Origin of the sequence: Serratia sp. FS14 (assembly GCF_000695995.1) — a bacterium.
In the GTDB taxonomy this organism is placed as follows: Bacteria; Pseudomonadota; Gammaproteobacteria; order Enterobacterales; family Enterobacteriaceae; genus Serratia; species Serratia nematodiphila.
The window spans coordinates 1,009,353-1,028,586 of the sequence record NZ_CP005927.1 but is presented as its reverse complement, the minus strand read 5'-3'; the positions used below and the strand labels follow the sequence as shown (position 1 = coordinate 1,028,586).

General features: G+C 61.6%; 18 protein-coding genes. 11 read left to right on the top strand and 7 right to left on the bottom strand.

Translation table 11 applies throughout. The features are described 5' to 3' along the window. Window positions 1-164: 164 nt before the first annotated feature. Window positions 165-2,153 carry an autotransporter domain-containing esterase gene (locus tag L085_RS04745; protein ID WP_044030180.1) on the bottom strand — a complete coding sequence of 663 codons (1,989 nt, stop codon included), beginning with the start codon at window positions 2,151-2,153 and terminating at the stop codon, window positions 165-167. 196 nt (window positions 2,154-2,349) lie between these two features. On the opposite strand from L085_RS04745, the gene L085_RS04740 reads away from it, so the two are divergent. The 8 genes from L085_RS04740 (at window position 2,350) to ghrB (ending at window position 9,775) form a co-directional block, all read left to right on the top strand. Then, window positions 2,350-2,916, top strand: a complete 567-nt coding sequence (locus tag L085_RS04740; RefSeq protein ID WP_004933960.1) for a DNA-3-methyladenine glycosylase I — start codon at window positions 2,350-2,352, stop codon at window positions 2,914-2,916. Then, window positions 2,913-3,365, top strand: coding sequence for an N-acetyltransferase (locus L085_RS04735; RefSeq protein ID WP_015376160.1), 453 nt, complete (start codon window positions 2,913-2,915; stop codon window positions 3,363-3,365). Before L085_RS04740 ends, L085_RS04735 begins: the two co-directional genes overlap by 4 nt. Before the next feature lie 247 nt (window positions 3,366-3,612). Further along, on the top strand, window positions 3,613-4,275 hold the full coding sequence (locus L085_RS04730; RefSeq protein ID WP_004933954.1) for an OmpA family lipoprotein: 663 nt from the start codon (window positions 3,613-3,615) through the stop codon (window positions 4,273-4,275). A 124-nt stretch (window positions 4,276-4,399) separates the two neighbouring features. Further along, window positions 4,400-5,434 carry a LacI family DNA-binding transcriptional regulator gene (locus L085_RS04725; protein ID WP_004933951.1) on the top strand — a complete coding sequence of 345 codons (1,035 nt, stop codon included), beginning with the start codon at window positions 4,400-4,402 and terminating at the stop codon, window positions 5,432-5,434. Window positions 5,435-5,599: 165 nt separating this feature from the next. Continuing rightward, window positions 5,600-6,352, top strand: coding sequence for a hypothetical protein (locus L085_RS04720; RefSeq protein ID WP_021504157.1), 753 nt, complete (start codon window positions 5,600-5,602; stop codon window positions 6,350-6,352). A gap of 7 nt (window positions 6,353-6,359) precedes the next feature. Continuing rightward, complete coding sequence (locus L085_RS04715; RefSeq protein ID WP_033645233.1) at window positions 6,360-7,325, top strand: sugar kinase; 966 nt, start codon at window positions 6,360-6,362, stop codon at window positions 7,323-7,325. A 130-nt stretch (window positions 7,326-7,455) separates the two neighbouring features. Continuing rightward, complete coding sequence (locus L085_RS04710) at window positions 7,456-8,724, top strand: MFS transporter (protein WP_033639091.1); 1,269 nt, start codon at window positions 7,456-7,458, stop codon at window positions 8,722-8,724. A 73-nt stretch (window positions 8,725-8,797) separates the two neighbouring features. After that, window positions 8,798-9,775: a glyoxylate/hydroxypyruvate reductase GhrB gene (gene ghrB, locus L085_RS04705; protein ID WP_033631399.1), complete on the top strand. Its 978-nt coding sequence runs from the start codon at window positions 8,798-8,800 to the stop codon at window positions 9,773-9,775. Window position 9,776: 1 nt separating this feature from the next. Here the strand turns inward: ghrB and L085_RS25575 are convergent, their stop codons facing one another. Next, the gene (locus L085_RS25575; protein WP_015376155.1) at window positions 9,777-9,929 is read right to left on the bottom strand and encodes a hypothetical protein; all 153 of its coding nucleotides are present in this window, start codon (window positions 9,927-9,929) and stop codon (window positions 9,777-9,779) included. Window positions 9,930-10,124: 195 nt separating this feature from the next. On the opposite strand from L085_RS25575, the gene L085_RS04700 reads away from it, so the two are divergent. Beyond that, window positions 10,125-12,188: an alpha-amylase gene (locus L085_RS04700; protein WP_044030178.1), complete on the top strand. Its 2,064-nt coding sequence runs from the start codon at window positions 10,125-10,127 to the stop codon at window positions 12,186-12,188. A 135-nt stretch (window positions 12,189-12,323) separates the two neighbouring features. After that, window positions 12,324-13,577 (top strand): valine--pyruvate transaminase, encoded by a 1,254-nt coding sequence (locus tag L085_RS04695; RefSeq protein WP_015376153.1) that lies wholly within the window; start codon window positions 12,324-12,326, stop codon window positions 13,575-13,577. A gap of 39 nt (window positions 13,578-13,616) precedes the next feature. On the opposite strand, the gene L085_RS04690 is transcribed toward L085_RS04695, so the two are convergent. The 3 genes from L085_RS04690 to ibpA all read right to left on the bottom strand — a co-directional run bounded on the left by L085_RS04690 (window position 13,617) and on the right by ibpA (window position 16,392). Further along, complete coding sequence (locus L085_RS04690; RefSeq protein ID WP_015376152.1) at window positions 13,617-15,275, bottom strand: putative transporter; 1,659 nt, start codon at window positions 15,273-15,275, stop codon at window positions 13,617-13,619. 167 nt (window positions 15,276-15,442) lie between these two features. Continuing rightward, a complete protein-coding gene (gene ibpB, locus L085_RS04685) occupies window positions 15,443-15,871 on the bottom strand; it encodes a small heat shock chaperone IbpB (RefSeq protein WP_004933922.1) in 429 nt (142 codons plus the stop codon). A gap of 107 nt (window positions 15,872-15,978) precedes the next feature. Then, on the bottom strand, window positions 15,979-16,392 hold the full coding sequence (gene ibpA / locus L085_RS04680) for a small heat shock chaperone IbpA (RefSeq protein WP_004933919.1): 414 nt from the start codon (window positions 16,390-16,392) through the stop codon (window positions 15,979-15,981). Between the two features lie 309 nt (window positions 16,393-16,701). Between ibpA and L085_RS04670 the strand changes: the two genes are divergently transcribed. Next, window positions 16,702-17,049, top strand: coding sequence for a YceK/YidQ family lipoprotein (locus tag L085_RS04670; RefSeq protein ID WP_004933911.1), 348 nt, complete (start codon window positions 16,702-16,704; stop codon window positions 17,047-17,049). 30 nt (window positions 17,050-17,079) lie between these two features. Here L085_RS04670 and L085_RS04665 read toward each other — a convergent pair whose 3' ends face one another. Continuing rightward, on the bottom strand, window positions 17,080-18,360 hold the full coding sequence (locus tag L085_RS04665) for a DUF3748 domain-containing protein (RefSeq protein WP_044030176.1): 1,281 nt from the start codon (window positions 18,358-18,360) through the stop codon (window positions 17,080-17,082). 90 nt (window positions 18,361-18,450) lie between these two features. Beyond that, window positions 18,451-19,185, bottom strand: a complete 735-nt coding sequence (locus L085_RS04660) for a phosphatase PAP2 family protein (protein ID WP_044030174.1) — start codon at window positions 19,183-19,185, stop codon at window positions 18,451-18,453. Between the last annotated feature and the right edge of the window lie 49 nt (window positions 19,186-19,234).

Here is a 19,234-nt window from a genome sequence, read left to right as displayed (position 1 = left end):
TCCTTTCATAGGATCAGTTTTTTTTGTATTTCCGTCAGCATCATGACGGCCCGCATAATTAATTCCCGTCCGCTTCCTCTTAATTAGCTTCCCTTATAAGAACGTATCGCTTACGCAATGCCATTTAGCGCGCCTTTGGCAAACGCGCTCTGCAGGCACCCCATTCAAAAACGCGCGCTGACGCCGACGTTATACATAAACTGCTCGCCGCTGCTCAGGCCGCCGGTTTGCGAGACGGTGGCGAAGGCCGACACCCTGTCCGTCAACGGCATGTTGGCCCCGAGCGTGACATCCACCCAGTTTTTGTCCTGGCCCGCACTGTCGCGAGTAAATGAGGTTTGCGTCGATTTCAGGCCGCCGCCGGCGCGGTAGACGTCATCGCCGAACTGATGCTGATAACTCACTTCCGCATAAGGGTTAAACACGCCGAATTGCGTATCCAGCCGCCAACCCAACGCACCGATCTGCGAGTGGTAGGTTTGATCGTTGAAGCGCATGGCGGTGCTGTCATCGCCGTCTTCGCTGTAACCGGAAACGCGGCTGTAATCCCAGGCGAACTGCGCCACCGGCCCGGTGGTCAGGTAAGAAGCGATCGGGAAGTCATAGCCGGCGGTCACGCGCGCCCCCCACTGCCTGCCGGAGGTCGAACCGGTTTCGGTGCGCGTCAGCGGCCCCAGCCGCATGCTGCGGCGGATGTCGTCATAATCCATCGTCGCATAGTGCAGATCGGCGTTGACCCAACCGTGCTCGAATATCGCCAGTGAACTGAAAGCCGAGAGCAGCAGCCCGCGCGCCTTGTAATCAAAGCGGCTGGAAGGATGCTGATCGTCGTTGGAACCGGCGATCAACGCGCCGATCAACCAGCTGTCGGTCAGCTGATAGTCCACGCCGACGGTCAGGTTGTGGGTGGTAGCGTTGCCGTCCCCCGCGGCCCGGTTATCGGCATAGTCGTAGTGCTGGCCGGCGTAACCGCCGAACACGCCCAGCGAACCCTGCGGGTTGTCGCCGTTGCGCAGCTGCTGGAAGCGGCTGTCGAGCGTGGCGCGGCTGTCGCGCGCCATCGCCGCCGTCGCCTGATTCAGCGCCACCACCTGCGCCGGGCCATCCAATACCGCCTGGATATAATCCGCAATCAGCAGGTGCGCCTGTGGGCTGGGGTGGAAATGGTCGGAGAACAGATAGGACTGGCCGGCGTCGAAGCCGGGCATGTCGGAACGGCAAACCGCCGAGGAAACGCCCGGCGGGCAAGCCATGCCGGCGGTGTTGGCGAAGCCGAACTGCGCCGGATTGGCGATCGCTTCGGCGAACAGCTTGTTGACGTCCACCCGCACGATATTGCCGCTTCCCTGCGCCAGCAAACGGTCTTCGCTTTGATTATAGAAATCGGTCAGCTGAGCGGCCTGCGCGCTCAGGCCGTCATACGCCGCGATAAGCTGCGCGGCGATCGCCTGCTGCACCTGAGGAATGGCGCTGCCCTGCTTCGCCGCAGCGGCCAACGCTGCGTGGATCGCCTGCGTGCGTGAAGCGTTGTCCGGCGTCGCCACCGAATTAAGCGTGGCGTAGGCCGCCTGGATCGCCGCCCCCTGCACCGGAGACAGCGCCTGTTGAATGATCAATTCCATCAGCTGCGGCGTGGAGCCGATGTTCGGCACCGTCGGCACGATCACCGTGCCGGCGCCGGCGTTCAGCAGCGAATGCACCTGCGCGGCCGCCGCGGCGGCGCTGTTATAGGCCACGCCGGGCGCGGTAGCGGCATTCAGCGCCGCCGCCGCCAGATCGTTGCCGCCGATCCAATGAATATACAAACCGTCGCCGTCGGCCTGGCCATTGACCCGGTTCAGATAGCGCTGCACCTGCTCCTGGGTGTTGTCGGCCGGGTTCAGGCCCGGCACCGCCACGGCGCCGCCGGCGGCGTAGTTCTCACCGCCGTTGTCCGAAGCCACCAGCGCCGCCCCGATGCGTTGCGCCAATGCTTCGTCGTACAGCAGGTGCTGGCTGCCGTCATAGGTGAACCGGCCGTTGTTGCCGGTATCGCTCAGGCTGTCGCCAAAGACGTAGAGTTGATCGTACGCCTGAGCCGGAAGGGTCACACTGCAAAGTAACGCCACTGCAAGCGCCGCCGGGCGGGGCATGCACGTTATTTTTAGAGGCATGAATCGACTCCTGAGAGCCTGCAAATGAAGGCCATGTCGTTTTTATCGTTGGTCAGTTTTCCACCGGCCATGTAGTAACTATTGTCGGCTTTTTCGTCACGTCAAGCGGGCTGATGACAAAACAATCAGAGACTTGCCAAGTTCGGCGCTTCGAGCGATGATTACTGTTCATAAACACAGCATAAGGACATTCAGGATGGCAGACGAACGTTGCGGTTGGGTGACGGCCGATCCGTTGTATCTCGAATATCACGACAAGGAATGGGGCGCGCCCACCACCGACGCGCGCGAGCTGTTTGAAATGTTGTGCCTCGAGGGGCAGCAAGCCGGCCTTTCCTGGATCACCGTCCTGAAAAAGCGCGAGAACTACCGCCGCGCTTTCCACGGTTTCGATCCGCAGCGGGTCGCCGCCATGACCGAACAAGACGTGGAAAACCTGCTGCAGGACAGCGGCATCATCCGCCATCGCGGCAAGATAGAAGCCATCATCACCAACGCCAAGGCCTATCTGGCGATGGAGGCGGCCGGAGAGAATTTCGTTACCTTCATTTGGGACTTCGTCGGCGGCCGGCCGCAGCTCAACCGCTGGCAAGCGCTGAACCAGGTGCCGGCCAAAACCGAGCAGTCCGACGCCATGTCCAAGGCGCTGAAAAAACGCGGCTTCAAGTTTATCGGCTCCACCATCTGTTACGCCTTCATGCAGGCCAGCGGGCTGGTGAACGATCATCTCACGGGGTGCATGTGTTACCCAAAGCCACGGTGATCCGCCCCTGTGGCCCGGAGGATATCGAACGGCTGATGGCGCTGTGGCTGCCCAGCACCATCGCCGCCCATCCGTTCGTGGCGGAAAAATACTGGCGTGAGAGCGCCGCGCTGGTGCGGGAAAACTACCTGCCGCGCGCGCAAAGCTGGGCCTGCTGGCACGAAGGCGAGATCGTCGGCTTTATCAGCGTGCTGGACGAGCAGTTCATCGGCGCGCTGTTTGTCGATCGGGCGTTTCACGGCCGCGGCGTCGCCCAGGCGCTGATGACGCACGTGCAGCAGCGCTACCGCCGACTCAGTCTGGAGGTGTACCAACAGAACCTGCGCGCCTGCGCGTTCTACCACAAGCACGGCTTTCAGATAACGCAGCGCCTGTTCAATGATGAAACCCAGGCCTATACGCTGATCATGAACTGGCCGGCAGTCGAAAACTCAACCGGTTACGCTTAAAAAAGGCGCATCCGCACCCCGGATGCGCACAATTAGGAATCCGCTGCATGGCGCCGCCCGGCGTTTTGCCGCATAACTCCCCCAGCACTTACCCGCGCTCATCATTTGTCACGTTTTTCTCCGGAACTGCCGGCGAAAGCGCGCGTCATAGGTAGCGCGGCGATGCGGGCTCCCTGCGTCACCCACTTTTTTGCGTCCCCGTTTTGGGCCGGCGCGTACAGATTCTGATGCCATTAAGGACAAGAACATGAAAAAACGCATTGCAATTATTGCCGGCGCCGTGAGCCTTACGCTCGCGCTGTCGGCCTGTACCACCAACCCTTACACCGGTGAATCCGAAGCCGGCAAATCCGGCATCGGCGCAGGCCTCGGCGCCGCACTGGGCGCCGGCGTCGGCGTGCTGTCCTCTTCCAAGAAAGATCGCGGCAAGGGTGCGCTGATCGGCGCAGCGGCCGGTGCAGCCCTCGGCGGCGGCGTAGGCTATTACATGGACGTGCAGGAAGCCAAACTGCGCGACAAGATGAAAGGCACCGGCGTCAGCGTCACCCGTCAGGGCGACAACATCGTGCTGAACATGCCGAACAACGTGACCTTCGACAGCAGCAGCGCCACGCTGAAACCGGCGGGCGCCAACACCCTGACCGGCGTCGCCATGGTGCTAAAAGAGTATCCGAAAACCGCGGTCAACGTGGTCGGCTACACCGACAGCACCGGTTCCCGCTCGCTCAACATGAACCTGTCGCAGCAGCGCGCCGACGGCGTAGCCAGCGCGCTGATCACCCAGGGAGTGGCGGCGAACCGTATCCGCACCACCGGCGCCGGCCCGGACAACCCGATCGCCTCCAACAGCACCGCGGAAGGCAAGGCGCAAAACCGCCGCGTCGAGATCACGCTCAGCCCGCTGCAGTAATCCCGTGCGGGGCGCCACCTGCGCCCCGCCGCCTCCCTGCGATTTTCTCCTTACCCTTCAACATTCCCGCCCGCACATCGGGTATGGTAGTCTCCTTGGCAATTAACCGCAGGAGGGATCGGCTGTGAGCACTGTCAAGGCAACGCGCGCATCGGGACGCGCCACCATCAGCGATGTGGCCAGCATCGCCAAAACCGGCAAGACCAGCGTGTCGCGCTATCTGAATGGTGAACAACACCTGCTTTCCGACGATCTCAAACAGCGCATCGAACAGGCGATCCAGCAGCTCGACTACCGGCCAAGCCAGATGGCGCGCAGCCTGAAGGGCGGCCAGACCCGCCTGATCGGCCTGATCCTCGCCGATATCACCAACCCCTACTCGGTGGACGTGATGCGCGGCATCGAGGCCGCCTGCCGCCAGCACGGCTTTACCCTGCTGGTGTGTAATACCAACAACGAAGTCAATCAGGAACAGCACTACCTGCAGTTGCTCAGCAGTTACCGGGTGGAAGGTATCGTGGTCAACGCGGTCGGCATGCGCGAGGAAGCGTTATCCACGCTGCAACAGTCGATGCTGCCGATGGTGCTGATCGACCGCAAAATCCCCGATTTCGCCTGCGACGTGGTGGGCCTGAACAACCGCGAAGCCGCTACCGTCGCCACCGAACACCTGCTGCAACAAGGTTTCGAAGCGATCCTGTTCCTCAGCGAGCCGCTCGGTACGGTCAATACCCGCCTGGAACGCCTGCACGCCTTCAGGCATACCATGGCGCAGCACCCCGCGCTGTTGGCGGAGCAGGCCGAAACGCCGCTCAACGATCGGCAGAAGCTGGAGCAGGTGCTGAGCGATTTCAGCGGCCGCCACCGCGGCATGCGCAAGGCGGTGATCTCCGCCAACGGCGCCCTGACGCTGCAGGTGGCGCGCGCCATGCGTCGGCTCGGCATCCAGTGGGGCAACGACATCGGCCTGCTGGGCTTTGACGAACTGGAGTGGGCGGAACTGGCGGGCGTCGGCATCACCACGCTGAAACAGCCCACCTACCAAATGGGGCACGCGGCGCTGGAGCGGCTGGTGCAGCGCATTCAGGGCCTGGCCGCCCCCAGCGGCGAGCAGATGTTCTCCGGCGAGCTGATCGTCCGCGGCTCCACCACCCGCTAACCCGCCTTTTCCGGGGCGTTAACCGTCCCGCCCTCACCGGCTGTTTTTTGCTCAGCTTCGTGATTGCGATCATATTTTTACACTCTGCCGCTTCTCGCTGGAACCGGTTCCATTTAACGTACCGGTAACAGCAGCGGCGGCGACAATGCCGCCTCAGGAGTCAAAATGAAAACAGAAATCATCGTGGTCACCGGCGCCTACGGCACCGATACCGTCAAACAACACGGCGGCCAGCGCGCGCTGTTGCCCCTCATCGCCGGCGCTGGCGCCGACGGGGTGGAGATCCGCCGCGAACTGTTCGCCGCCGGCGAGCTGGACAGCCTGCCGGCGCTGGCGCAAGAGATCGATCGCCAGCAGCTGTTCGCCGTCTACTCCGCCCCTGAGGCGCTGTTCACCCCGCAACATACGCTGAACCCCAACCTACCGGCGCTGCTGGCGGAAGCGCAGGCGCTGAACGCGCGCCAGCTGAAGCTGTCCCTCGGTCATTTCCGCCCCGGCTTCGATTTTACCGAGCTGAAAGTGGCGCTGGAGCAACACCCGGTCAAGCTGGTGGTCGAGAACGACCAAACGCCGGACTGCGGCATTTTGTCGATGCTGAACGCCTTTTTCCACGCCGCGGAAGATAGCCACCTGCCGGTCAGCATGACCTTCGATATGGCCAACTGGCTGTGGGTGGGGCAAGACGCCTTCGCCGCCGCCGAGCGCCTGGCCCGCCACGTCGGTTACGTGCACGTCAAAGCCGCCACCCAAGGCCCGCGCGGCTGGCGCGCCGTCGCGCTGGACGATACCGACGGCAGCTGGCGCGATCTGCTGGCCCGCCTGCCGCACGATGCGCCGCGCGGTATCGAATTCCCGTTGCAGGGCGATGACCTGGAGGCCGTCACCCGTCATTACGTCAATATTTTGCGTGCGGAGTAACCCCATGATGACAACGTTAACGGCAACGACGGCGCAGCAGACGCCCCTGGATGTGGTCACGCTGGGCGAAGCCATGGCGATGTTCGTGGCGGCGCAAACCGGCGACCTGGCGGAGGTGGAAACCTTCACCAAACGCATCGCCGGCGCCGAACTGAACGTGGCGATCGGCCTGGCGCGTCTGGGCATGAACGTCGGCTGGGTCAGCCGCGTCGGCAATGACTCGTTCGGCCGCTTCGCCCTGCAGCAGCTGAAAAAAGAAGGCATCAACTACCGGCAGGTGACGGTCGATGGCCACTATCCGACCGGTTTTCAGGTGAAATCCAAAACCACCGATGGTACCGATCCCAGCGTGGAATACTTCCGCAAGGGCTCGGCGGCCAGCCACCTGTCGATTGCCGATTTTAACCGCGAGTATTTCGGTTCCGCGCGCCACCTGCACCTGAGCGGCGTGGCGGCGGCGCTGTCCGGCGAATCGCTGGCGCTGTGCCACCATGCGGCGCGCGAGATGCGCGCCATGGGCAAAACCATTTCGTTCGACCCCAATCTGCGCCCGGTGCTGTGGCCCAGCCGCGAGGTGATGATCGAGCAGCTGAACCAGCTGGCGTTCGCCGCCGACTGGGTGCTGCCGGGGCTGAAAGAGGGGCAGATCCTCACCGGCCAATCGACGCCGGAAGGCATCGCCGATTTCTATCTGGAACGCGGCGTGCAGGCGGTGATCATCAAAACCGGCCCGGACGGCGCCTGGTTTAAAACCGCCGCCGGCGATAAGGCGGCGGTGGCCGCAGTCAAGGTCGACAACGTGGTGGATACCGTGGGGGCGGGTGATGGCTTTGCCGTCGGCACCCTCAGTGCCCTGCTGGAAGGCAAAACGCTGGTACAGGCGGTGCAGCGCGGCAACAAAATCGGTTCTCTGGCGATCCAGGCCATCGGCGACAGCGAAGGCCTGCCGACCCGCGCGGCGCTGGCCGAATAACAATAAAAAAACGACTTCTCCGCATGACGTCAGCCTCTGGCCCTACAACCGGGACGCGTCGGGAGAGCATCTGCCCCTTCTTCTGGCATGCCGGGCGAAGGGGATGCAACACCACTGAAGGATACTGAACATGAACAAAGCGACTGTCGCGGCCAAACGCTGGTGGTACATCATGCCCATCGTGTTTATCACCTACAGCCTGGCCTATCTCGATCGCGCCAACTTCAGCTTCGCCTCCGCCGCCGGCATCAATGAGGATCTCGGCATCACCAAGGGCATGGCCTCGCTGCTGGGCGCGCTGTTTTTCCTCGGTTATTTCTTCTTCCAAATTCCCGGCGCCATCTACGCCGAACGCCGCAGCGTCAAAAAATTGATCTTCTGGTGCCTGATCCTGTGGGGCGGTTGCGCCTCGCTGACCGGCGTGGTGAGCAATATCCCGATGTTGGCCGCCATCCGCTTTATCCTCGGCGTGGTGGAAGCGGCGGTGATGCCGGCGATGCTGATCTACATCAGCAACTGGTTCACCAAATCGGAGCGGTCACGCGCCAATACCTTCCTGATCCTCGGCAACCCGGTGACGGTGCTGTGGATGTCTGTGGTGTCCGGTTACCTGATCCACGCCTTCGGCTGGCGCGAAATGTTCATCATCGAGGGCATTCCGGCGGTTATCTGGGCGTTCTGCTGGTGGGTGCTGGCGAAAGACAAACCGGCGCAGGCCGGCTGGTTGAGCGCCGATGAGAAACAGGCGCTGCAACAGCAGCTGGACGAAGAACAGAAAGGCATCAAGGCCGTGCGCAACTACGGCGAAGCCTTCCGCTCACGCAACGTGATCCTGTTGTGCGTGCAGTACTTCGCCTGGAGCATCGGCGTGTACGGCTTCGTGCTGTGGCTGCCTTCCATCCTGCGCAGCGGCATGCAGATGGGCATGGTGGAAGCCGGCTGGCTGTCGGCGGTGCCTTACCTGGCGGCAACCATCGCCATGATCGTCGTCTCCTGGGCGTCGGACAAAATGCAAAACCGCAAGCTGTTCGTCTGGCCGCTGCTGCTGATCGGCGCGCTGGCGTTCTTCGGCTCTTACGCCGTCGGCGCCAACCATTTCTGGATCTCCTACGGCCTGCTGGTGGTCGCCGGCGCCGCGATGTACGCCCCTTATGGGCCGTTCTTCGCCATCATTCCGGAAATGCTGCCGAAAAACGTCGCCGGGGGCGCCATGGCGCTGATCAACAGCATGGGCGCGCTGGGTTCGTTCTTCGGTTCGTGGTTCGTCGGCTATCTGAATGGCGCCACCGGCAGCCCGGCGGCCTCTTACATGTTTATGGCCATCGCACTGGTGGTGGCGGTGGTGCTGACGCTGATCGTCAAGCCCGCCCGCAACGAGATCCAGCCACAATTGGCTTGATCCGGTTATACTTTTTCTCTGTTAACCCAACCGGGGGGGCGCCATGCCCCCTTTGGCCCAGCTGGAGTTCGTGATGAAGCCTTCTATCGTATTGTACAAAAGCCTGCCCGCCGATCTGCGTGAACGTCTGGAACAGCACTTCACCGTGCACGCCTTCAACGGCCTGCAGCCGGAGAACCGCGACGAACTGCGCCAGGCGCTGCAGCAGGCCGAAGGGATCATCGGTTCCGGCGGTAAAATTGACGAAGCTTTCCTGCAGCAGGCGCCCAAACTGCGCGCGGCCTCGACCGTTTCCGTCGGCTACGACAACTTCGACGTCGAGGCGCTCAACGCCCATAACGTGCTGCTGATGCATACCCCGACGGTGCTGACCGAAACCGTCGCCGACACCATCATGAGCCTGGTGCTGGCGACCGCGCGCCGGGTGGTGGAAGTGGCGGAGCGGGTGAAGGCCGGCGAATGGCGCGGCAGCATCGGGCCGGACTGGTTCGGCGTCGACGTGCACCACAAAACCATCGGCATCCTCGGCATGGGGCGCATCGGCCTGGCGCTGGCGCAGCGCGCGCACTTCGGCTTCGGCATGCCGGTGCTGTACAACGCCCGCCGCACGCACGAAGAGGCGGAGCAACGCTTCAACGCCCGTCGCTGCGATCTGGATACCCTGCTGGCCGAATCGGATTTCGTTTGCATCACGTTGCCGCTGACCGAACAAACTTTCCATCTGATCGGCCGCGATCAGCTGGCGAAAATGAAGAAAAGCGGCATTCTGATCAACGCCGGCCGCGGGCCGGTGGTGGATGAGCAGGCGTTGATCGAAGCGCTGCAAAACGGCGTGATCCACGCCGCCGGGTTGGACGTGTTCGAGAAAGAGCCGCTGCCGGCCAATTCGCCGCTGCTCAGCATGCCGAACGTGGTGGCGTTGCCGCACATCGGCTCCGCCACCCATGAAACGCGCTACGGCATGGCCGCCTGCGCGGTGGATAACTTGATCGCCGCGTTGACCGGCACGGTGAAAGAAAACTGCGTCAATCCGCAGCTGTTGCGGAAATAACTCAGCGCGGCCGGTGGTCTGCGGATAACCGGCCGTGTTGCTCTTCCTGCTGCGGCGCGAACAGCGCCTGCAGCTGATGTTCTTCGGCGAAGTGCTGCAATTCGGCATCCTGAATTGCCCGAACGATCTCTTCTCGCCAGTTTTTGTCCGTCATCGCTAACCTCCTTTGATGTTCATCGTTTAATCTGCCGCAGCGCGCGCGCAAAGCCAAGCCGAATCAATCCGAAAACGCTCCGCCCTTCTCCTCCTCCCCGAAAAACCCTCGCAGGGAGGAGGCCATTTTTCCGCCGTTTGCCACACTGGCGCTACCCAGCGGAAAAAACGCTTCCTGCCACGCGTAAGGAGAGCCATGAAACTGTTACCCCTGCCCTTGTTGATACTGCTGTCGCCTTCGGCACTGGCCGGCTGGACGTTGGCGGGTTTCCCGGCCTTCGACGAAACTGCCGCCGGGCTGTTCGCCAGCCAGGCCGCGCTGCCCAAAGGCCAACTGCCGCTGCGGCTGTATCAGGATAACCACTGCTGGCAGCCCGCCGAGGCGGTGAAGCTTAACCAAACGCTGTCGCTGCAGCCCTGCGGCGCCCATCCGCCGGCCAGCTGGCGGCAGTTCCGCGCCGGCGATTATCAGGTGCGCATCGACACCCGCAGCGGCACGCCGACGCTGCAGCTCAGCCTGAGCAGCGCGCCGGAAAGCGCCGCCGTTGCCGTGCGCAGCTGCCCACGCTGGGACGGCAAGCCGGTCACGGTCGACGTCGCCTCCACCTTCACCGAAGGCGAAACGCTGCGCGATTTCTATTCCGGCCAAACGGCGCAGGTGAGCCAGGGGAAAATCACACTGCAGCCCGCCGCCGCCAGCGGCGGCCTGTTGCTGCTGGAATCCGCCGCCACGGCGAAACCGACGGCGTTCAGTTGGCATAACGCCACGGTCTACTTCGTGCTGACCGATCGCTTTGAGAACGGTAATCCGGCCAATGACCACAGCTACGGGCGCCGCAGCGACGGCCTGCAGGAAATAGGCACCTTTCACGGCGGCGATCTGGCCGGCCTGACGCAGAAGCTGGATTATCTGCAGCAGCTCGGCGTCAACGCCTTGTGGATCAGCTCACCGCTGGAGCAGATCCACGGCTGGGTCGGCGGCGGCACCCAAGGCGATTTCCCGCATTACGCCTATCACGGCTATTACGCGCTGGACTGGACGCGCCTCGACGCCAACATGGGCACCGAACAGGAGCTGCGCACGCTGGTCGAGCAGGCCCATCAGCGCGGCATTCGCATTCTGTTCGACGTGGTGGTGAACCATGTCGGCTACGCCACGCTGGCGGATATGCAAACGTTCCACTTCGGCTCGCTGTATCTGCAGGGTGCAGAGGTGGAGAAAACCCTGGGGAAAAACTGGAGCGACTGGCGCCCCGGGCCAGGGCAAAACTGGCACAGCTTCAACGACTACATCAATTTCAGCGACAAGGCGGGCTGGCGCCCATGGTGGGGGAAAAACTGGATCCGCACCGACATCGGCGACTATGACGCGCCGGGCTATGACGACCTGACGATGTCGCTGGCCTTCCTGCCGGACATCAAAACCGAAGCGCCCGGCGCCAGCGGCCTGCCGCTGTTCTATCGCCACAAACCCGACACCGCCGCTCGCGACATGCCCGGCGCCACCACCCGCGATTACCTGACCGTCTGGCTCAGCCAGTGGGTGCGCGATTACGGCATCGACGGTTTTCGCGTCGACACCGCCAAGCACGTGGAAAAACCGACGCTGGCGCTGTTGAAGCGGCGCGCCACGGCGGCATTGGCGGCGTGGAAAGCGGAGCATCCGCAGCAGGCGCTGGATGACGCGCCGTTTTGGATGACCGGCGAGGCCTGGGGCCACGGGGTGATGAAAAGCGACTATTACCAAAACGGCTTCGACGCGATGATCAACTTCGATTTCCAGGACCAGGCGTCGCAGGCGCTGGGCTGCTTTGCCGACATCGATGCCACCTACCGGCAGATGGCCGAGCGGCTGCAGGATTTCAACGTGTTGAGCTACCTCTCTTCACATGACACCCGGCTGTTCTTCGCCAGCGACGCCAAAGGCTCGCAGGTGCGCCAACAGCGGGCGGCGAACCTGCTGTTGCTGGCGCCGGGGGCGGTGCAGATTTACTACGGCGATGAAAGCGGCCGCCCGCTCGGCCCAACCGGTTCCGATCCGCTGCAGGGCACCCGCTCCGACATGAACTGGCCTGAGTTGCAGGGGGAAAAAGCCTCGCTGCTGGCCCACTGGCAACGGTTGGGGCAGTTCCGCGCTCGCCACCCGGCGATCGGTGGCGGCGTGCAAACCCCGCAGCCGCGCGCCGCCTACTATGCCTTCAGCCGTCGACTCGGCGACGATAAGGTGATGGTGGTATGGGCCGGCGAACGGTCACAATAATCCAGCGTAATATGCTGACAATCGGCTAATGAGCGAAGCTTTTGCCCATTGGTCGATTTGTCGGCCGCATTGCAGAGGAATTTGTCTGGCGGTATGGTGGGGGATTACCTGCTAAAAAACAGTACTGCTGCACCTATGACTTTCTCACTTTTCGGCGAAAAATTTACCCGTTATGCGGGCATTACCCGTTTGATGGACGACCTGAACGAAGGCCTGCGCACCCCCGGTGCCATCATGCTCGGCGGCGGCAACCCGGCGCAGATCCCAGAGATGGAAGCCTACTTCAAACAGCTGTGCCAGGAGATGCTCGACCAGGGCAAACTGACCGAAGCGTTGTGCAACTACGACGGCCCGCAAGGCAAGGACGCGCTGCTGAAAGCGCTGGCCAATCTGCTGCGCGACGAGCTCGGCTGGGAGATTTCACCACAGAATATTGCACTGACGAACGGCAGCCAAAGCGCGTTTTTCTACTTGTTCAACCTGTTCGCCGGCCGCTACGCTGACGGTTCGCGCCGCCGCGTGCTGTTCCCATTGGCGCCGGAATATATCGGCTATGCCGATGCCGGGCTGGACGAAGGGCTGTTCGTCTCCGCCAAACCGAACATCGAGCTGCTGCCGGACGGCCAGTTCAAATATCACGTTGATTTCGAACACCTTACCATCGGCGACGACATCGGCATGATCTGCGTTTCACGGCCGACCAACCCGACCGGCAACGTGATCACCGACGAAGAGCTGATGAAGCTCGACCTGCTGGCGCAGCAGCGCGATATTCCGCTGGTGATCGACAACGCCTACGGCGTGCCGTTCCCCGGCATTATCTTCAGCGACGCCACGCCGCTGTGGAACCCGAACACCATCCTGTGCATGAGCCTGTCCAAACTCGGCCTGCCGGGCTCGCGCTGCGGCATCGTGATCGCCGACGAGAAGGTGATCACCGCGCTGACCAACATGAACGGCATCATCAGCCTGTCGCCGGGCAGCATGGGGCCGGCGATGGCGACGGAAATGATCGCGCGCGGCGATCTGCTGCGCCTGTCGAACGAGGTGATTCGCCCGTTTTACAAACAGCGCGTCGAACACACCATCGAGATTATCCGCCGCTACTTGTCGCCGGAGCGCTGCCTGATCCACAAACCGGAAGGGGCCATCTTCCTCTGGCTGTGGTTCAAGGATCTGCCGATCACTACCGAGGTGCTGTATCAGCGCCTGAAAAAGCGCGGCGTGCTGATGGTGCCGGGCCACTACTTCTTCCCGGGGCTGGAGCACGACTGGCCGCACACCCACCAGTGCATGCGCATGAACTACGTGCCCGACCCGGAGAAAATCGAGCGCGGCGTGGCGATCCTGGCAGAAGAGATCGAACGCGCGCATCAGGAAGCGAACTAAGCTCAATCCATTGGGGCGCCACCACGGCGCCCTGATGGATTACAGCGTCCAGAACAGCACCGCCAGCAGCTGCGGCGACATGATGCGCAGGAACATCGCCAGCGGATAAACGGTGGCGTAAGACAGCGCCGCGGCACCGCTGGTGGGATGCAGACCGTTGGCGAACGCCAGCGCCGGCGGATCGGTCATCGATCCCGCCAGCATGCCGGACAGCGTCAGGTAGTTCATCTTGCCCACCGTGCGCGCCAGAATACCGACGCTCAGCAGCGGAATCGCGGTGATCAAGGCGCCGTACCCGACCCACGTCAGCCCCTCGCCGTGCAGCAACGTATCGATGAAGTTACCGCCCGATTTCAAACCAACCACCGCCAGAAACAGCACGATGCCCAGTTCGCGCAGCGCCAGGTTGGCGCTCGGCGGCATAAACCAGTACAGCTTGCCGATGCTGCCGATGCGCCCCAGGATCAGCGCCGCCACCAGCGGCCCGCCGGCCAGCCCCAGCCGCAATGCCGCCGGGAAGCCGGGCACGAACAGCGGAATGGAACCGAGCAACACCCCGAGGCCGATACCGATAAAGACCGGCAGCATCTGCACCTGCTGCAGTTTTTGTTGGGCGTTGCCGACAATCGCCGTCACCGCGTCGATGGCCTCCGGCCGGCCGACCAGGTTGAGAATGTCGCCAAACTGCAGCGTCACGTTGCTGCCGGCCACCAGCTCCACGCCGGCGCGGTTGAGGCGTGAAATCACCACGTCATACTTTTGCTTCAGATTCAGATCGCGGATTTTCTTGCCCAGCACCTGCTCGTTGGTCACCACCGCCCTCACCACCTGCAGCGCAGTGCCGCGCGTCGACAGCGAGGCATCCACCTCTTCGCCGATCACCAACCGGGCGTTCTCCAGATCTTCGCGTTTGCCCACCAGGTGCAGGTAGTCGCCAAGCTCCAGCCGCTCGTGCGGCGCCGGCACCATCAACAGCTCCCCGCGCTTGAGGCGCGAACAGACGATCGCTTCACCGTTGAGCAGCGGCACGCTTTTGATCGCCATGCCCTGCAGATTGGGATTGCGCACCGCCACGTTGATGGCGTGCAGCAACTCGCGCTGATTGCCCAGGCTGCTTTCAAACGCCTGAGCCTCACGCTCGATGTTGATGCGGAAAATCAGCCGGATCAGCCACATCACCAGCAGGATGCCGCATATGCCAAACGGATAGGCCATGGCGTAACCCATCCCCATGCCGTCCACCAGCGCCGGATCGGAACCGAGATCGGTCAGGATTTGCTGACCGGCGCCCAGCGCCGGGGTGTTGGTGACCGCGCCGGAGAACACGCCGAGGATGATCGGCAGCGGCACGTCGAACAGCTTGTGTACCGCCGCCGCCACGATGCCGCCGGTCAGCACCAGCAGCACCGCGAAGGCGTTGAGCCGCAGACCGGAGACGCGCAGCGAAGAGAAGAAACCGGGGCCGACCTGGATGCCGATGGTGTAGACGAACAGGATCAGGCCAAACTCCTGGATAAAGTGCAGCATGTCCCCATTCAGGCTGATTTGCCCGCTCTGGGCAAAGTGGCCGACCAGGATACCGCCGAACAGCACGCCGCCAATGCCCAACCCGACGCCATACAGCTTCCAGTTCCCCATCCACAGCCCAATGACGGCCGCCAACGCCAACATGCTGACGGTCAGGGCGATATCGCTCATAGGTCACATCCTTGCCAAAGTTGAACATGGGATTTGCGGCCAAAGACACACAATTAACAAGGATTATGGCATCGGGCAGACGGGGGGACTGTGGCGTGCGCCACATAACGCAACGGGGGAGATCCGTTTGGATCTCCCCCGCATGATGATGACCGTTTTTCAGCCGGTTATTTCGCTTCCAGCTCCGGCGTCGCGCCGATGGCGATGCGCTGAGGCTGCAAGGCTTCCGGCACCTGACGCACCAGATCGATGTGCAACAGGCCATTTTCAAATTTGGCCTCGGACACCTGCAGGTGTTCCGCCAGGGTGAAGGTCAACTGGAACTCTTTGCACACCAGCCCCTGATGCAGGTACTCGACCTGTTTTTCCGGCGGCGTGGGTTTACCGCTGACGGTCAACCGCGGCCCTTCCACTTCAATATTCAGTTCGCTCTGCCGGAAACCGGCCAGCGCCAGAGAAATGCGGTAGTGATTGTCGTCACTTTTCTCGATGTTATACGGCGGGAACCCCTGGGGTTCCTGGCCGCCCATTGAACTGGCCAATTTATCAAAACCAATCCACTGACGCAGAAGCGGGGATAAATCGTAATTACGCATAGGAACAACTCCTTTCATTAAGCGAGATGTGTTTATTCAGCCCCCTGACGGCAGGCTAATCATGACTTCATATTTACCGGCAGCGTACCTGCCGGCGAAACGGAAATTTATTTAATTTCGATGCGGCGCGGTTTTAATGTTTCCGGAACGATGCGTTGCATGTCGATATACAACAGGCCATTCTCCAGTTTGGCGCCTTTAATTTGAATATGTTCGGCCAGCTGGAATTTACGCTCGAAATTACGCTCGGCGATGCCCTGGTATAAATAGGTTTTTTCTGCCGGTTCATTGTTGTGCGCCCCGCGCACGATCAGCAGATTGTCCTGCGTGGTGATCTCCAGCTCCTGCTCGGCAAACCCGGCTACCGCGATGGCGATCCGATAATGATTTTCATCCACCAGCTCGACATTATAAGGGGGATAACCGCCATTGCCCTGACTCTGGCCAGCCTCCAGCGCGTTGAACAGGCGATCGAAACCAATGGCGGAACGGTATAGCGGGGAAAGATCAAAATTACGCATAAAACAGCCTCCTAAGGCACTTCAGCGAGGTTGAAATAAATACGCCTTCCACTCTGGACAGGCTAATTAAGCCAGAATTCCCTTACGGCGAATTCTCAATTCGGCTCTGATGATAAAATGGGGGTTGCTTTCATCAATTCAACAGGCGAGGATCAAAAAAATTTGCACCAATAAGGTAAAAGTTTTTTTTACCACTTACACTAAAGTGAGAGAGCCGCCACAGAGCGGGATTTTGCTTCTTTTAAAGCAGCAACAGGATGTTATAAATCAGCTTAATTTAGGGGCACAGCAACCCTGCAGGATGGATTAATGACGATGATGAAAGCGATAGCGACGGGCTGCATGTTGTTGGCGACCAGCGGTTGCTCCAGCGTGATGAGCCATACCGGCCCGAATCAGGGTTACTATCCCGGCACCCGCGCCAGCGTGGACATGCTGAAGGACGACAACACCAGCTGGGCGATGATGCCGCTGGTGGCGCTGGATCTGCCGTTCTCCGCGGTGATGGATACCGTGCTGCTGCCTTACGACTATCTGCGATCCGGCAACGACGCCACCGCAGACTCGCCAAAAGCGCGTATCCTGCGCAGCGAGCAGCAGAATTTGGCGGCGACCGGCAATCCCGGCCAGGGCGACGACAGCACCGCCACGCACTAATCGCGCACGCAGCGGGTCATCAGGCCCGCCTTACGCCTCAACCACGAAGATCTGGTTGAACCCCGCTATCTCGCGCATAAACGCCACTTTCTTGCCATCCGGCGAGAACACCACGGCATCCCCCGACGGCGGCTGCACGCTGCGCTGCGTCAAACGCTGCAGGCGACCGCTGGCCACCTCGCACAGCATCACGCTGTTGTCGCACACCAGGGCTATCGTCCCGCCCTGCGGGTGCCAGCTGAACGCCGACTGGATGTCATGCTCGCTTCGGCTCACCTGGCACGGCTCGCCACCGTTAGGCGACACCGTCCACAGCTGCACCACGCCGCCGTCGTCCTTCATCAGAAAAGCTATCTGGCTGCCGTCCGGCGAACTGCGCAACCAGTGGCGCGGCGCACCAGCCACGCCAGGAAAACGGCGATCCCCGGTAAAGGTTACCCGCCGCTGCCTGACGCCAAGCGGCGGCGCCGGCAGCTCGCTTTCCGTCCCCTGCAGCGGCAAAGCGCCCGCCCGGGCGTAGTCGACGTCGTTCTCCGGCAGATCGACGATAAACACCTCAGACAGCTTCTCTCCGGCAGCGGACAACGTATCGCCGATAAATGCCAGCGCCCAGCGCTGCCGGCTGCCGTCGGCCTTACGGTAGCCTTCGCGGCCGATCCAGCCTTCTTCGTAAGCGCGATTGATCTGATCGCTACCCGGCTGCGGCTGCGGTACCGTCTCGCTGACCAACACGCAATAGTGGCTGCCGTCGTACTCGCGCGGGTGCTGTTTTGGCGGATTAACCCCGTGCAGCGGCACGGCCACGCCGACGTTGCGCAGATCGCGCGCCGGATCGCGTTCATGCATCACGTGATCGTTGTAGGTAAAGCTGAGGCGGCTGCCGTCCGGACTGAAAACGTGCACGTGGCTGCCGCCGCGCAGCGCGCCGGGGGTATAGGGCGCGGTGATATCCAGCGCGTCGAGGGTGATGGCCAACTCGCGATCCGGTTCGCTGACGATCACCCCGCGGCGGTGGTGAAAATCATACTGCCAGGCGCTGTCCGGGTGCTCAGGTCCGTGAATAAAGGCATAGCGCGCCGGCGCATCGGGGCTGACCGTGACCACGCCAACGTGGGCGCCGTGCTGGGCGCGATAAATCACCTCCACCGCGCCGCTGGCGACGTTGACACGCTCGATGCTGAGGCCGGTGAAAGAGGCGCCGCGCGGGCGCACGTCATAAGCCAGCCATTGACTGTCCGGCGTCCAGACGTTGATATTGGTTAACTGATGCCCACGAGGGTCGAAAGTCAGTTGTTTTTCCCGATGGCTCATGGCGGCTCTCCTGCACATGCTGGCACTGAGCCGTCATCTTACCGGATCGGCGGCAGCGTTTCATATCGCCGCCGCCGTTTGCAGGCAAGGTTACTTTTTCAGGGCGTTGAACTCCGTTTTGGCCCGTTGCAACTGCGCAGCGAAAGTGGGCTCCGCATGCAGCCGAGCAACGATGGCCGAAGCGACCAAGCGCGCGGCGGTCACGTCGCTCTGCCAGTGATAGCCGCAGATCACTCGGCTTTGGCCCATCTCATAACCACGCTGCAGTATCGCCCCCTGATTGGCGGGATTGATCTCCGCCAGCACCAAAGCGGTCGCCCAGCCGATGGTGGTATGCCCTGAAGGATAGGAGCCGTTCTTCGATAACGTGCCTTCATCATCCGGGCGACAGGTAGGTTCCTGGTAGAAAGCGAATGGCCGAATGCGCATATAGTGATTCTTGGCGCTGCGGGTAGCCAGATCGCCTGCATCTTCACGCATTTTCATCACCAGCTTGAACAGCTCCGGCGTTTTATCCTGCGCAATTTCCGTACCGAATGCGCCGGAAAAAGCGGCGGCGACGCCATCTCCGGTAACCTGAGCGTCGTTATAAGCCTGTTTGCCTCGTTCAGTATTACGCAATAATTTTCCTGCATCATATTGTGCCTTGTCATTCATAAAATCGATGCTGTCCATCGCGGGCGGCGGCGGTAATAACGCCAGGCTATCTATCGACTGCGATTCTTGCAGAAAATAAACCTCTGGCTGGGTGGTCACATCCTTGGCGGCGAAACAAAACGGCGTCAGCGCGGCATAGGTTAATGAAGCGAGAAATATTTTTTTCATTATCGTTCCCTAATTAAAAATAAATGAGAGACTGCGACTTCCTTAACGC